Source organism: Streptomyces sp. DSM 120436, from assembly GCF_055778765.1.
In genome coordinates this window covers 2,028,081-2,042,009 of the sequence record NZ_JBSKBS010000002.1, presented here as the reverse complement: position 1 = coordinate 2,042,009, position 13,929 = coordinate 2,028,081, and the positions used below count along the sequence as shown (strand labels likewise).

The window sequence follows — 13,929 nt, the reverse complement described above, 5'->3', positions numbered from 1 at the left end:
CGTACGGGCACGGCCGCCCGTGAGGACAAGGACGAAGAACCGGAGGGGGTTTTGTCGACCCTCCACAAAAGGCTAGGTCTGGAGATCACCATCAGCCAGACGTCCCAGGATCAGCGCGATCCGCAGGGTGAACGCCGAGCGTACATCGGAGGGTGACCATCCGGTGACGTCTGTCACACGTCGGAGCCGGTAACGAACGGTGTTGGGGTGAACGAACAGCATCCGCGCCGCGCCCTCGAGACTGCTCGCCTGTTCGAGATACACGCTGAGCGTCTCCAGGAGCGCCGCGCCGGCCTCCTCGAGCGGTCTGTAGATCTCCTCCACCAACTGCTCGCGCGCCGAGGGGTCCCCGGCGATCGCGCGCTCCGGCAGCAGATCGTCCGCCAGCACCGGGCGCGGGGCGTCCTGCCAGGCGGAGCACGCCTTGAGGCCCGCGGCGGCGGCCTGCGCGGACCGGGTCGCGGCCAGCAGGTCCGGCACCACGGGGCCGGCCACGACGGGACCGGCCGCGTACGGGCCGATCAGCGACTTCGCGACGGCCAGCGGGTTGTCGCTGCCGCCCGCGATGACGACGAGCCGGTCGCCGAGCACCCCGGTGAGCACCTGGAGCTTGGCGTGCCGGGCGGCCCGCCGGATGGCCTCCACGGTGAGTTCGGAGTCCCCGTCGGGAGCGGTGCCCAGCACCACGCACACGTGCTCCGGGGAGTTCCAGCCGAGCGCGGCGGCCCGGGACACGGCGCCCTCGTCGGCCTCCCCGCTGAGCACGGCGTTCACCACCAGCGACTCCAGGCGCGCGTCCCAGGCACCGCGTGCCTCGGCGGCCTGGGCGTACACCTGGGCGGTGGCGAACGCGATCTCACGGGCGTACACGAGGAGCGCCTCGCGCAGCATGTTCTCGTCGCCGGGGGCCGCCACCTCGTCGATGGCGGTCTCCATCACCTCGATGGTGGTGCGCACCATCTCCACGGTCTGCCGCAGCGTGATGGCCCGGGTCAGCTCGCGCGGCGCGGTGCCGAAGACGTCGGTGGAGATGGCCTGCGGTGCGTCGGGGCGCCGGAACCACTCGGTGAAGGCGGCGATGCCCGCCTGGGCCACCAGGCCGATCCAGGAGCGGTTCTCCGGCGGCATGGCCCGGTACCAGGGCAGCGTCTCGTCCATCCGCGCGATGGCCTGGGCGGCGAGACTGCCCGAGGACTGCTCCAGCCGCTTCAGCGTCGCTGTGTGCGGATGGGCGGGGCGTGCGGCGGGTCCGGGGGCAGTGGTTTCGGGTTCGGGCACGGGGACAAGACTGCCTCATCCGGACGGCGGACCGTGCCCCAGGGTCGCGCCCGCCCCCGCGTCCGTGCCCCGCGTCCGGGCCCCGGTGCCCCCGCCGTGCGCCGTCCCCGCACCCTCCGGCAGGGCCTACGGTGGGAGGTGTGATGGACGTCAGGCGAGCGAGCGAGCGCTACAGGGGCGGAGACCCGGCGGCGGGCATCGAGTCGTGGCACGCCCTCTCCTTCGGCCCCCACTACGACCCGGACAACCTGCGCTTCGGCGCGGTGATCGCCTGCAACGAGGAGCACCTGGGTCCGGGCGCCGGCTTCGACGAGCACCCGCACAGCCACACCGAGATCGTCACGTGGGTCATCGCCGGCGAGCTGACCCACCGCGACTCCACGGGCGAGGAGACGGTGATCCGCCCCGGCGACCTCCAGCGCCTCAGCGCGGCGTCGGGCGTCCGCCACGTGGAGCGCAACGCGGGCCGCGCCCCGCTGACCTTCCTCCAGATGTGGCTGGCCCCCCTGAAGCCGGGCGGCGAACCCCGCTACGAGGTCGTCCGCGGCATAGCCGACTCCACGCCGTACGCCCTCCCGGAGGCGGGCGCGATGCTGCACGTCCGCCGGCTGTCGGCGGGGGAGCGCACGGCGGTCCCCGCGGCGGCCCACGTCTACGTCCACGTGGTCCGCGGCACGGTCCGCCTCGACGGCGAGGCACTGAACCCGGGCGACGCGGCCCGCCTCACGGACGAGAAGGACGCGGAGGCGGTGGCGGTCACGGAGGCGGAGGTGCTGATGTGGGAGATGTCGGCGTTCTGACCCGGGGTGAGGAACAGCGACGGGGTACCGCGTGCACGACGTCATGGGCGGGTCCGTCGCCCTACGGGTCACGAGACGGTGACCTCATGTGTGACGTCCTGTGAGGTGCCGGTGCGGACACAGGGCGTCCACCGGTGGAGTGCGTCTGCGCACTGCGGCTGGACGACTCCGCTCGACCTTGTCATTTCAGCGCCGCCGGCAGGGGCGGAGGCATGAAGTACACCTGTCTCGACAGGGATCGACGCATGTGAGTGGAACGAGGGCGAGCCCCGCGAGCGGTTCGTCCTTCCTGCTCTGCGGGCAGCGGGGCGGGGCGAGAAGCGGATCCGTGAGGACGGCTGCGCGCGGGGTCGGCCCCGGCCTGTCGCAGACGACCGTGACGACGCGTTCGTGCCGCACCCGGCGGAGGAGGGGGGGCCGTGATGGTCGCCACATCGGCTGCCCCGCGTACTCGTTGGCGGGCCGAAGACGACGGCGGCGCAGCCCGGTGGCCCAGGGGGAACGCTGCCGCGCCCCGGGCCGCGTTCGTCGCCGCCCTCAGGGAACGACACTCTCACCGAAAAGCGTGAACACTTCGGGTCCCACTGTTCACGCAGTCACCTGCGGCACCGGGTACCCGCATGCCGCGAGGTGAACCATCAGGCGTGACTCCAGACCGGTGGGGCCCCGCTCCGGTACCGCCGCAGCACCCTGGACCCGTCCAGCGCGTACACGTCGGCTTCCCGGCCCCGCGCGATCAACTCCATGCGGCACAGCCTGCGGTGGGGGTCCGCGTCGACGCCAGCGCAAGCTACGGAGGCCAGCCGTAGTGATCCAGCGGGACGGGGGCGAGCGTAAGCGCGAGTTGCCGCGCGGTGGCGGGTACGGGAGGGCGTCGTCGGAACGCGTGGTGGCGTGGCGGAGGATGAGCCCGTGAGCGAGGACCACCGGGTGAGACTGACGGATTCGGAGCGCGAGGAGTGGGAGTACGTCCCGCATCGAGCGGTGGGGCCGCTGCACTTCGGTGTCGGTCGGGAGGAAGCCGTCGACGTCATGGCGGGGCTCGGATTCACGGCCCAGGAACGCGAAATCGTCCGGTGGAACGTTCATCGTTCGCAGTGGTGTGTTGAGTTCCGCCGAGCCGAATCGCGTGGACAGCGTCCGGCCCTCAAGAGCTACTTCGTCGAGGGCGTCGGACTGACCTGCGTGCTGGTCGACGGGGTGTGCGGTCCGCAGGTCGTCTGCGAAGGGATCCGGCTGATCGGGCGCGTGCCGACGGAGCTGGACGCGGAGTTGGAGGCGCACGCCGTCGAGCAGGGCAGGGGCATCTGGTTCAGCCCCTCAGGAGATCTGGGCTGGCCCGGGTACGGGTTCGACCGGGGCTCGCAGCGCACGGGTGACTCCGTCGTGAGCTGGGCGTCGTTCCACAACACGATGGGTATCGCGGGGACTTCATGGGACATCACACCAAAGGAGGTCTGGGGACACCGGTGAACCGGTGCGGCCGGTCGCCGTCCGGACAAGCCTCCGCCCCGGCAGGGGGGGATCACCTGCCGGGGCGGAGGGGGGGCGCTGTGCTCAGGACCTCAGAAGGTCAGGCCCCAGCTGTTGATGTAGCCCGTGTCGCCGGAGTAGCTGTCGGTGACGCGCAGCTTCCACGTGCCGTTGGCCGTCTCCGAGGAGGCGTTCACGGTGTACGTGGTGTTGATGTTGTCCGTGGAGCCGCCGGTGCCGGAGGACTTGAGGGTGTAGAGCGAGCCGTCGGGAGCGACGAGCTGGACCGTCAGGTCGCCTATGTAGGTGTGGACGATGTTCACCGGGACCTGGAGGGCCGAGGGGGCGTTGCCGGAGACGCCGGTGACGGTGATCGGGGACTCGGTGGTCGACCGGTCGCGGATCGAGTAGTCCGTGGAGTTGGTGAAGGTCTTGCCGGGCGGCGGGGTGGTGCCGCCGCTGCCGCCGACCTTCAGCAGGCGGTTGGGGGAGCCGCTGCCCGGGTTGGAGACGGCGCCGGAGACGGAGTCCGCGACCAGCGCGGAGGCGACCTGCGCCGGGGTGGCCGACGGGTTGTCCGCGAGGTAGAGGGCCGCGGCGCCGGCGACGTGCGGGGCGGCCATCGAGGTGCCGGAGATGGTGTTGGTGGCGCTGTCGCCGGTGTGCCAGGCGGAGGTGATGGAGGAGCCCGGCGCGAAGATGTCCAGGTTCGCGCCGTAGTTGGAGTAGCTGGCGCGGGCGTCGGTGGACGTGGTCGCGCCGACGGTGATCGCCTCGGACACCCGGGCCGGGGAACCGGTCGCCGTGGTGGACTCGTTGCCCGCGGCGACCGCGAAGGTGACGCCCGCGGCGATGGCGCGCCGCACCGCGTTGTCGAGCGTGGTGCTGGCGCCGCCGCCGAGCGACATGTTGGCGACGGCCGGGAGCACCGCGTTGGCGGCGACCCAGTCGACGCCCGCGATCACGCCGGCGGTGGTGCCGGAGCCGTTGTTGTCCAGGACGCGCACGCCGACGATGCTCGCCTTCTTGGCGACGCCGTACGCGCTGCCCGCGACCGTGCCGGCGACGTGGGTGCCGTGGCCGTTGCCGTCCTGGGCGACGTTGTCGCCGTCGACGGCGTCGTAGCCGTTGCGGGCACGCCCGCCGAAGTCGCTGTGGGAGACGCGCACACCGGTGTCGATGATGTACGCGGTGACGCCCTGGCCGGCGGTGTCGTCGTACGTGTAGGAGTTGTTCAGCGGCAGCGCGGTCTGGTCGATGCGGTCCAGGCCCCAGGACGGCGGGTTGGTCTGCGTGGCCTGGATGGTGAAGGCGCGGTTCTGCTCGACCAGGGCGACCGAGGGGTCGGCGGCCAGTGCGGCGGCCTCCGCCTCGGTGGCCTCGACGGTGTAGCCGTTGACGGCCTCGCGGAAGGTGTGCTCGACGTCGGCACCGTACTTCTCGGCCAGGCCCTTGCCCTTGGTGGAGGCGGCCTCGGTGTCCGGCTTCAGGGTGACGATGTAGCTGCCCTCGACCGCGTTCGGCGCGTCCGCGTAGGCGATCGCCCCCTGGGGGGATTCGGCGGAGTGCGCGGCGGGAGCGGTGAACAGGCCGCCCGTGAGAGCCGCCGCGGCGACCGCGCCGACGCCGGCGATCGATCTGCGCCTGGTGTTTCGCTGCACTGCCATCTGAGGGTTCCTCCTCGACAGGTGGGGAGTGTGGGGGTCGCGCCTCCTGGGGGTGAGGCGCCGCGCGGCGGGCGTCCGCACCGGGTCGCCGGAACGCACGTATGTCAGGCACATGCCAAGCGCGGACGATGTGACCGCGATCGCATTTGCCTGCCGCCAGCCGAAAGATTGAACGGTCTACGCGGATTGCACAAGGGGTGCTGACGTGTCTTAACCTCCGCGCCGCACAGGGGAAATGACACAAGGTCATCAAACGGTACGGAAACGCTGGGTAAACGAGATCACTGTCACAGTGAATTCACGGAACCGTGCCGCGCCGCACGTCACGTCCCCTTCGTCCGGTCCGGTACGGGGGATCCCCTCTGCGGAGCGACGGCCGCCTCGTCACGCGGAGTGCCCAGCGGGGTGGGGAGTGGACCACGCAGTCGCTCCATGAACCTTCGCCGTGCGGCAGACGTCCCACCGGTACAAGAGCACCGGACCGGTGACCGTCGACTCGGTCACCGGCCCGTGGCCCGGCCGGGCCGTGACGCTCAGTCCTCGTCGCGCAGCCTCGCCGCGAGAGCGGTCAGTTCCTCGACGAGCTCCGTGTGGCCGAGGGACGTCAGCCGGTCCGCCGCCGCCTCGATCCGCGCGAGGGCCGCGGCGGTGCGCTCCAGGTAGATGCCCTCCACGACACCGGCCAGGCGGACGCACTCCGCCCACTCCCCGGCCGGGCCGGAGTCCTCGCCCGGCTCCCCGAGCAGCCCGAGGGCCTTCTCCAGCGCGGCCAGCGCCTCGTCGTACGCACCGGCGTACGCGTTGACCCGTCCGTGCTCGTAGGCCAGGGCCGTGTCCAGGGAGCGGCCGTGCGCCTCGAAGCCCACGGCGCGGGCCTCGTCGGCGACCCGGCCGGCGTCGTCGAGGAAGACGCGGGCGCCCGCCAGGCCGTCGGGGCCCTGCCGGTGAGCCTGGAGACGGGCCAGCTCCCGCAGGGCGTTGCTGAGCATCTCGAACCGCGGGTCGCGGGCGTGGGCGGCCAGCGCCCGGTCCACCGCTTCCCGGGCCTTGCCGAACTCCCCGGCCTCGCCGAGCAGTACGGCGGTCTCCGCAGCGATCATGGCGTGGCTCCCCGGATCGTCGTCCCAGTCGGCCGACTCGGCCGCGAGGGCGACGAACTCCGCGGTGGCGGCCTTGAGGTCGTCACCGGCGCGCAGCGCGCGGGCGCGGGTCAGGCGCAGCTGGGCGACGAGCCGGTCGTCCAGCTCGCCGTCGACGACGTCCGGCTCGACGAGCAGGGAGTCGAGCAGCGCGATGCAGTCCTCGATCCGGCCCAGGTCGAGGCTGAGCTGGGCCGCGTTGCTGTAGGCGCAGAACGCGTCGAACCGGTTGCCCGCCCGCAGTTCCAGCTCCGCCGACCGCGTCAGGTGCCGCAACGCCTCGTCGGGGCGGCCCAGATGCAGGCACGCCTGCGCCAGTTCGCCGTGCAGGTCCGGGGCGTCGACCGCTTCGGCGGGCCATTCGGCGGTCAGCCGCATCCCCTCGCTGAGGCTCGCGTGGGCGGCCTCCGCGTCCCCGAGGCCGAGCTGGATCTTGCCGCGCAGGGAGAGGGCGCGGGGCAGGTGCCAGGCGGGCCCGTCCGTCCGCAGCAGCGCGACCAGCTCGTCCGCCTCGGCGTGCGCGGTGGGCAGGTCGCCGGCCATGGCGTGCGTGGTGGCCCGCAGCAGCCGGGCGGCGGCGATCTGCCCGGTGAGCCCGTGCCGGACGGCGAAGTCGTACAGCAGCTCCGCCTCGGCGAGGACCGGGGCCACCTGCGCCTTGTCCCCGGACGCCTGGAGCCGCAGGCCGCACGCGCTCACCCTCAGGCGCAGCAGCCGGGCCTCCAGGTACGGAGCGATCCCGGACGCCTGCTCGTGCAGCCGCACCAGCTCCGCGTGCGCCTCGGTGAACACGGCGGCCCGGGCGGCGGCCCGTGCCTCGGCGTCCGCGCCTTCGGCCTGCGCGCCTTCGGCGCCAGCGCCCCCGGCGCCCGCACCCTGGGCGTCCGCGCCCTCAGGCCGCGCGCCCTCGACGCCCACACCTTCGACGCCCGCACCTTCGGCGCCAGCGCCCCCGGCGCCCGCACCCTGGGCGTCCGCGCCCTCAGGCCGCGCGCCCTCGACGCCCGCACCTTCGGCGCCAGCGCCCCCGGCGCCAGCGCCCCCGGCGCCCGCACCCTGGGCGTCCGCGCCTTCGACGCTCGCGCCCTCGGCGTCCGCGCCCTCAGGCCGCGCGCCCTCGGCCTCCGCACCCGGCGGGGGCACCTGCGCCCCCGCCAGCACCGCGCTCGCCCGGGCGAACACCGCGTGACCCGCGAGCCCCGCGTCCTCGTACAGCCCCGCCGCCTCCTCGTACAGGGCCGCCGCCTCCTCGTGCGCGTCCCCGCGCTCCGCCAGCGTCGCCTCCTCCTCCAGCAGGTCGGCGCGCAGCCGCACCAGCGGGCCCGTCTCCGGGTCGTCCGGGTGGACGTAGTCGCGGGCGGAGACGAGGTCGCGCAGCCGCGCCCAGCAGGCGTGCGCGTCCGGGTGCCCCTGCTCGTCCAGCTCCCGCGCCCGCCTGATCAGGTCGGCCGGCGACTCGGGCAGGGTCTCGGCGGGCGCCGGGGCCGGAGCGGCCGGCGCCGGCGCCGCGTCCTCCAGGGTGCGCGGGCGCAGCGTCAGCTCCAGCGACTCCAGCAGCGGCGCCCGGCCGAGGCGGGTCCCGCGGCGGTCGGAGTGCGCCGTCGTGCCGTTGCGGGCGTCGAAACGGGCGGCCAGGTCGTCGGCGCGCTCGCGCACCTCGGCGCGCAGCGTCGCCACCGTCCAGCTCCGGCCGGGGAACCCGGCGGCGGGCAGCTCCCCGTGGCCCAGGGCCTCGACACGGGCGAGCAGCACCTCCACACCGGTGAGCAGGTCGAGCTGCTCCAGCGGCGAGTCCACCTCGTCGAACAGGTTGCGGTTCTCCGCCAGCAGCTCCAGGCCGCGCGCCTCGTTTCCGGTCAGCGCGCAGAACTCCAGGTGGCGGCCGACCTCCCCGGCCATCGACGGGTTGCGGCGGCAGCCGCGGTACCCCGCCAGGTGCAGACCACGCGCCTCGTCGGTACGGCCCGTGCGCAGCAGCGGCAGCAGCGCGTGCGAGATGGAACGGGCCGGCTCCTCCTGGCAGGACTCCTTGCCGGCCAGCACGGGCTCCCAGGTGCGCAGCGCCCGCTCGTCGTCGCCGGACGCCAGGTGGTGCAGGGCGCGGGCGCAGGTCTCGCAGGCCTCGCAGTCGCTGAGCGGGACGCGGGCCCGGCCCGCCCACAACTCGTAGGCCGGCACGGTGTCCTCACCGGTGTGGACGGCGAGCCGGTAGGCCTGCCCGTAGTACGGCTGGAGGTCGAGGCCGGCCTTCTCGTAGCGGTCGCGCATCTCCGTCAGCCACTGGCGCAGGCTGACCAGCGGTATCTCGGGCAGGCTGAGCAGGGCGCCGGCGACCCACTTGAACCGCCAGAACAGCTGGTGGCGCAGCCGGTCGTCGAACACGTCCGGCTGCTCGTCGAAGAGGTTCAGCAGCCGGGCGAACACGACCGGCGACTTCCGCGGCTCGGAGCCGTAGGTGTACGCCTCCTGGAGCTCCAGCAGGGCGTGGATCAGCGGTACCGGTTCGCCGAACAGCTCGGCCGCCTCGGCGAGTTCCTCGGCGGTGACGGTGCGGGTCCGGCCGTAGGGGCGGCGGTCGTTCTCCCGCAGCGCCTCGTACAGCTCGTCGGTGGTCTGGGGCGGGGTCTGCATCGTCAGCTGTCCTTGCGCAGGGCGTGGGCGAGAAGGTCGAGGAAGGAGCGGTTGATGAGGCTGGACTCGGCGGGCCTGAGCGGACGCCGGGACAGCAGCGCGGCCTGCCCGTACAGGGCCTCGGCGCTGGTGCGGGCCAGTTCCGGCTCGTCGATCGCGACGGCGGTGCGCACCAGCGGGTTGAGCTGGTTGAGGACGAGCTGGGCGCGCGGCGCCTCCTGCTGCAGGGCGCCCAGGATGTCGCCCCACAGGCCGCCCTCCTGCTCGCGGGCGAGCCGGGAGCGGGTGCGCTCGTGCCGGGCCTCCCGGCTGTCGACCAGCAGGGCGGGCGCGGACGCCGGCTGGAAGGAGCGCAGCGCCACGTCGCAGTCGAACACCGCGAGGGCGTCACGGGCCAGCGCCAGATAGGCCGCGGCGGCCAGCTCCGTCTCCCGGTCGACCGGGTCGAGGTGCGCGGTCAGGGTCGCCGGGTCGAGGTCGGCGACGCTCACCTCCGGCCGGATCTCGGGCAGCCGGTGCACCAGTTCGCGGTCGTAGGTGTAGCCGCCGTTGACCACGCCGAGACCGGCGGCCGACGCGATCGCCGCGACCTGCCGGAACTCCTCCACGCTGGACGTCACCAGCACGGTGCGGTGGGTGCGGGAGAACTCGTCGAGCGTGCAGTGCCCGTCGGTGGTCTCGAACGGCAGCCACGGCAGCAGCATCCGCAGGATCTCGTCGTCGTGCACGGCGAGCGACTTCACCGACAGGTGGTGGGCCTGGAGGAAGCGGTGCAGCAGCTCGGGGTCGCTGGCGGCGACGCGGGCGATCCACGCGCGCAGCTTCTCGGCCAGCGCGTCGCGCACCGCGGCCAGGGTGTCGTCCTCGTACAGGGACTCACGGGACGCCGTCGGGCGCAGGCTCTCCGCGTCGACGACGCAGCGCACGAAGAACGCCCAGTCGGGCAGGATCTCCTCCGCCTGCTCGGACAGCAGCATGCCCTTGACGTGCACCCGGTGGCCGTGACGGCGTCCGGCCGGCACCGCCTCCGGCAGCACGCACGCGATGCCCTTCAGCCCCACGGCCGGCAGGTCCAGCTCGATGGTGTCCAGCGGCGCGAAGCCGAACACCTCCTCGCCGTACCGGGCGAGCGCGCGGGACCGGGCGCCCGGAGTCGGGTACGTCCGCGCCCAGGGCGCCTCCTGAGGGTTGACCGGCACGGCGGGGCCGGAGCCGTCGTCGAAGGTCACCGGGTGCCGCAGCAGCGAGCCGAAGTGCCGTGCCAGGCCCCGCACCTGCGCGGGCGCGGTCCACTCGCCCGCGTCGGCGCGCGGGGTCAGGGTGACGGTGGTGCCGGGGGCGGGCCGGGCGGAGGCGGGCAGGGTGCGCACGGTGTAGCTGCCGTCGCCGCGTCCCCGCCACTCCACGGCGGGCGCGCCGGGCGTGCGGGCGGACCGGCTGACCACGTGGATCTCGTCCGCGACCAGGAAGCAGGACAGCAGGCCGATGCCGAACTGGCCGATGAAGTCGCCCCGTCGCTCGGCGATCCCGTCGGCCCGCTTGCTGCTGCGGCCGATCGTGGCGAGGAAGGTGTGCACGTCGGCCTCGGTGAGGCCGACGCCGTCGTCCTCGACGCGGACCACGGAGCGGTCGGCGTACAGCCGGATGCCGAACGAGCCGGCGGGCGCGGCCGGTTCGAGGGCGTGCCGGGCGGTGAGCGCGTCCACCGCGTTCTGCATCAGTTCACGCAGGTAGACGCGGGGGCTGGAGTAGAGGTGGTGGGAGAGCAGGTCGACGAGACCGCGCAGGTCCACCTGGAAGGTGCGGTCGGCAGTGTTCTCGGGCAGGGTCATCGGCGGTCCGGGGTGTGAGGGCGTGCGGTGGCGACGGGGGCGAGCCGGGGCTCAGAAGGCCTTGCGGAAGCGCGCGTACGCCTTCTGCGGCTCGGACATGTACACCCACGGCCACTCGGTGTACGCGCCCTCCAGCTCGCGGAAGACGTTCGAGGCGGTGCTGCTCCCGGCCAGGGACAGGGCCATGGCGAAGATGTTGTAGTCGCCCTGCCAGCCCAGGCGGCGCTCGTAGGCGCGGTGCAGGACGCTGCGCTCCGCCGCCTGCCTCAGCTCGGCCCGGATCTGGGGCTGCTGCAGGCAGTCGCCGTCGTCGGACTCCACCCACTCCTCGATGTACGCCATGGCGACGGCGCAGCCGAGCCGGTGGCCGTCGGGTGCGGCGGCGAACGCCGCGCGGGCGTACTCCAGGGCCTCCCCCGGCTCGCCTCCCCAGCGGGGCTGGAGCTGGGACAGCCACTCGAGGTGGATCTCCAGGTCGAGCGGGTCACGGCGCAGGGCGGCGTCGCGCCGGACCTCCGCGACCGGGGAGCCGAGCGACATGCCGCGCGCGGAGGTGAGCAGTTGGCGCCACGGCGTGATCCAGTCCGGACGCAGCTCGGCGGCCTCGAAGAGCTGCCGCTCGGCGACGCGGAGCCGCTCGTAGAAGGTCTGCCACTGCTCCCGCGTGACGTCCGCGGCACGCGCGCTGGTCCGGGCCTCCCAGCCCCACTTGATGTGCCGCGCCCCGGAGATCAGCAGGGCCAGGGCCCGGTGCTCCTTGTCCTCCTCGACGGCGCGGCCGATCCAGTCCTGCACCCCGTCCAGGTCGGCCAGCTGGCCGAGGACGCGGTGCTCGCGGCCCAGGTCGAAGGGGGTGAGGGCCGTCCTGACCGCCTCCCAGTCACCCGCGTCCGCGGCCTCCACGACGGCCAGCACACGCGTGTCCCCGAGGGCGCGCAGGACGTACGTCCCGTTCTTCCTGCGCGGCGCCGGCAGGGCGTACGGATCCGCCTCCGGTCCGCCCTCGCCCCTGCCGAACAACTTACCGAACATGTCGCGCCCTCCCCGGGTCCCGCGTGATCGTCCGGCGCATCATAGGGCGCGCCACCGACATCGCTTCCACAGGGTTTTCACACCGGCCCCACGCCAACCCCGCAGGTGGCGCCGGTGGTTGCGGCACATCCGGGCGGACGGCGGGAGTCAGCCGCGCAGTTCGGCCAGCACCGCGTCGGTGAACGGCGGCCACGCCTCGACCGCCCAGGGTCCGAACGCCCGGTCGGTGAGCGCCACGCAGGCCGCGCCCGCGTCCGGGTCGATCCACAGGAACGTGCCCGACTGGCCGAAGTGCCCGAAGGCGCGCGGCGAGGACGAGGCGCCCGTCCAGTGCGGCGACTTGCCGTCCCGGATCTCGAAGCCCAGCCCCCAGTCGTTCGGGTTCTGGTGCCCGTAGCCCGGGAGCACGCCCTTGGTGCCCGGGTACTGCACGGTCATCGCCGCGGCCACCGTCCGCGGGTCCAGCAGCCGCGGCGCCTGCACCTCGGCGGCGAACCGCAGCAGGTCGTCCACCGTGGAGACACCGTCCTTGGCGGGGGAGCCCGCCAGCGAGGTGGACGTCATCCCCAACGGCTCCAGCACCGCCTGCCACGCGTACTCGGCGAACGGGATCTCCGTCGCCCTCTCCACGTGGTCGCCGAGCTGCTCGAACCCGGCGTTGGAGTACAGCCGCCGCTCGCCGGGCGCGGCGGTGACCCGGTGCTCGTCGAAGGCCAGGCCCGAGGTGTGCGCCAGCAGGTGCCGGACCGTCGCGCCGTCCGGGCCGGCCGGCTCGTCCAGCTCGACCGCCCCCTCCTCGTACGCCACGAGCACCGCGTAGGCGGCCAGCGGCTTGGTGACCGAGGCCAGCGGGAAGCGGCGCCCGGCCGGCCCGTGCGTGCCCAGGACGGCGCCGTCCGCCCGTACCACCCCCGCCGCAGCGGTGGGGACCGGCCAGTTCTCGATCGACGCGAGGCTCTTCAGCGACATGCCGACGAGCCTAAGCGTTCACAGTCTGAGCTCCAGCGAAGGGTCCGGCCTGGGCGTGAACCCCAGCGACCGGTACAGGGGCTCGGCCTCCGGGCTGGCGGACAGCCGGACCCGCCCGGCGCCCCGCTCGCGGAACCACTCCAGCAGCGCGTGCATGCAGGCCCGCGCGTAACCCCGGCGGCGGGCGTCCGGGGCGGTGGCGACGCTGAAGACGTGGCCGTCGGTGCCGAGCGGGTTCCGCGCGTTGCCGATGCGGTAGTCGAGCGTGCCGGCCACCATCGCGGCGAGGGCGCCGGGCCGCTCCGGGTGGTCCACGACGAACACGGCGAAGGAGCCGTCCGCCGCCAGCCGGTCGCGCAGGCCCGGCAGGGACACCGCGTGCCAGGCGGTGGACGGGTCCGATCCGGCCAACGAGTCGATCATCACCTGGCGCAGACGCAGCACTTCCCCCGCGTCGTCGGGTGTCGCTCGGCGTGCGGAGGTCATGCCCGCACGATAACCGGAGAACCCCGGCACGTCCGCCCGATTCCGGCCGCGGCCGCTTGCCCGGAGCGCACTGCGAGGATCTAGCGTGGACGCCATGACGGTGACGGAGACCACGGACACCAGGACCGACACCTGCGCCGGGCCCCCGCGAGGCGGCCGGCGGCCGGACGGCAAGGACACGTACACGATCAGCGAGGTGGCCGCCCGCACCGGGCTGACCGCGCACACCCTGCGCTGGTACGAGCGCATCGGCCTCATGCCGCACGTCGACCGCTCCCACACCGGGCAGCGGCGCTACACCGACCGCGACCTCGACTGGCTCGCCCTGGTCGGCAAGCTCCGCCTGACCGGCATGCCGGTCGCCGACATGGTGCGCTACGCCGAACTGGTCCGGGCCGGCGACCACACGTACGCCGAGCGCTTCGAGCTGCTCGAGGCGACCCGCGAGGACGTGCTGGCCCGCATCGCCGAGCTCCAGGGCACCCTGGCCGTCCTGGACCGCAAGATCAGCTTCTACGCGGACGCCGGGCGCGCCCCGGCCGCGGAGGGGCCCGAGGACCGCGCACCCGGTCACGACGGCGCCGGGGAACGCGGGGAACCGCGCGGCCGGCCACGGCGGACC

9 protein-coding genes and 1 pseudogene are annotated in these 13,929 nt (G+C 73.8%); 3 read left to right on the top strand and 7 right to left on the bottom strand.

All coding sequences use genetic code 11. The features are described 5' to 3' along the window. Window positions 1–72: 72 nt before the first annotated feature. Window positions 73–1,278, bottom strand: coding sequence for a fatty acid biosynthesis transcriptional regulator FasR (fasR, locus tag ACWH4W_RS31350; RefSeq protein ID WP_473079175.1), 1,206 nt, complete (start codon window positions 1,276–1,278; stop codon window positions 73–75). Window positions 1,279–1,421: 143 nt separating this feature from the next. Between fasR and ACWH4W_RS31345 the strand changes: the two genes are divergently transcribed. Both ACWH4W_RS31345 and ACWH4W_RS31340 read left to right on the top strand, forming a co-directional pair. After that, window positions 1,422–2,078 (top strand): pirin family protein, encoded by a 657-nt coding sequence (locus ACWH4W_RS31345; protein WP_473079174.1) that lies wholly within the window; start codon window positions 1,422–1,424, stop codon window positions 2,076–2,078. Between the two features lie 912 nt (window positions 2,079–2,990). Next, window positions 2,991–3,551 (top strand): hypothetical protein, encoded by a 561-nt coding sequence (locus ACWH4W_RS31340; protein WP_473079173.1) that lies wholly within the window; start codon window positions 2,991–2,993, stop codon window positions 3,549–3,551. Window positions 3,552–3,643: 92 nt separating this feature from the next. Here the strand turns inward: ACWH4W_RS31340 and ACWH4W_RS31335 are convergent, their stop codons facing one another. The 6 genes from ACWH4W_RS31335 to ACWH4W_RS31310 all read right to left on the bottom strand — a co-directional run bounded on the left by ACWH4W_RS31335 (window position 3,644) and on the right by ACWH4W_RS31310 (window position 13,307). Beyond that, window positions 3,644–5,218, bottom strand: a complete 1,575-nt coding sequence (locus tag ACWH4W_RS31335; protein WP_473079172.1) for a S8 family serine peptidase — start codon at window positions 5,216–5,218, stop codon at window positions 3,644–3,646. A gap of 533 nt (window positions 5,219–5,751) precedes the next feature. Continuing rightward, on the bottom strand, window positions 5,752–8,988 hold the full coding sequence (locus ACWH4W_RS31330; RefSeq protein WP_473079171.1) for a hypothetical protein: 3,237 nt from the start codon (window positions 8,986–8,988) through the stop codon (window positions 5,752–5,754). A 2-nt stretch (window positions 8,989–8,990) separates the two neighbouring features. Beyond that, on the bottom strand, window positions 8,991–10,820 hold the full coding sequence (locus tag ACWH4W_RS31325; RefSeq protein ID WP_473079170.1) for an HSP90 family protein: 1,830 nt from the start codon (window positions 10,818–10,820) through the stop codon (window positions 8,991–8,993). A 51-nt stretch (window positions 10,821–10,871) separates the two neighbouring features. Continuing rightward, window positions 10,872–11,852 carry a hypothetical protein gene (locus tag ACWH4W_RS31320; protein WP_473079169.1) on the bottom strand — a complete coding sequence of 327 codons (981 nt, stop codon included), beginning with the start codon at window positions 11,850–11,852 and terminating at the stop codon, window positions 10,872–10,874. 147 nt (window positions 11,853–11,999) lie between these two features. Next, window positions 12,000–12,821 carry a serine hydrolase domain-containing protein gene (locus tag ACWH4W_RS31315; RefSeq protein WP_473079168.1) on the bottom strand — a complete coding sequence of 274 codons (822 nt, stop codon included), beginning with the start codon at window positions 12,819–12,821 and terminating at the stop codon, window positions 12,000–12,002. Window positions 12,822–12,839: 18 nt separating this feature from the next. After that, a complete protein-coding gene (locus ACWH4W_RS31310; RefSeq protein WP_473079167.1) occupies window positions 12,840–13,307 on the bottom strand; it encodes a GNAT family N-acetyltransferase in 468 nt (155 codons plus the stop codon). 94 nt (window positions 13,308–13,401) lie between these two features. Here ACWH4W_RS31310 and ACWH4W_RS31305 point away from each other — a divergent pair. Further along, window positions 13,402–13,854: pseudogene (locus ACWH4W_RS31305) on the top strand (MerR family transcriptional regulator); the annotation flags it as partial. Between the last annotated feature and the right edge of the window lie 75 nt (window positions 13,855–13,929).

What these genes read in the sequence shown, in the direction of transcription:
- ACWH4W_RS31330 (WP_473079171.1), bottom strand. Translation starts at nt 8,988, where the DNA reads ATGCAGACCCCGCCCCAGACCACCGACGAGCTGTACGAGGCGCTGCGG.
- ACWH4W_RS31315 (WP_473079168.1), bottom strand. Translation starts at nt 12,821, where the DNA reads ATGTCGCTGAAGAGCCTCGCGTCGATCGAGAACTGGCCGGTCCCCACC.
- ACWH4W_RS31325 (WP_473079170.1), bottom strand. Translation starts at nt 10,820, where the DNA reads ATGACCCTGCCCGAGAACACTGCCGACCGCACCTTCCAGGTGGACCTG.
- ACWH4W_RS31335 (WP_473079172.1), bottom strand. Translation starts at nt 5,218, where the DNA reads ATGGCAGTGCAGCGAAACACCAGGCGCAGATCGATCGCCGGCGTCGGC.
- ACWH4W_RS31320 (WP_473079169.1), bottom strand. Translation starts at nt 11,852, where the DNA reads ATGTTCGGTAAGTTGTTCGGCAGGGGCGAGGGCGGACCGGAGGCGGAT.
- ACWH4W_RS31310 (WP_473079167.1), bottom strand. Translation starts at nt 13,307, where the DNA reads ATGACCTCCGCACGCCGAGCGACACCCGACGACGCGGGGGAAGTGCTG.
- ACWH4W_RS31345 (WP_473079174.1), top strand. Translation starts at nt 1,422, where the DNA reads ATGGACGTCAGGCGAGCGAGCGAGCGCTACAGGGGCGGAGACCCGGCG.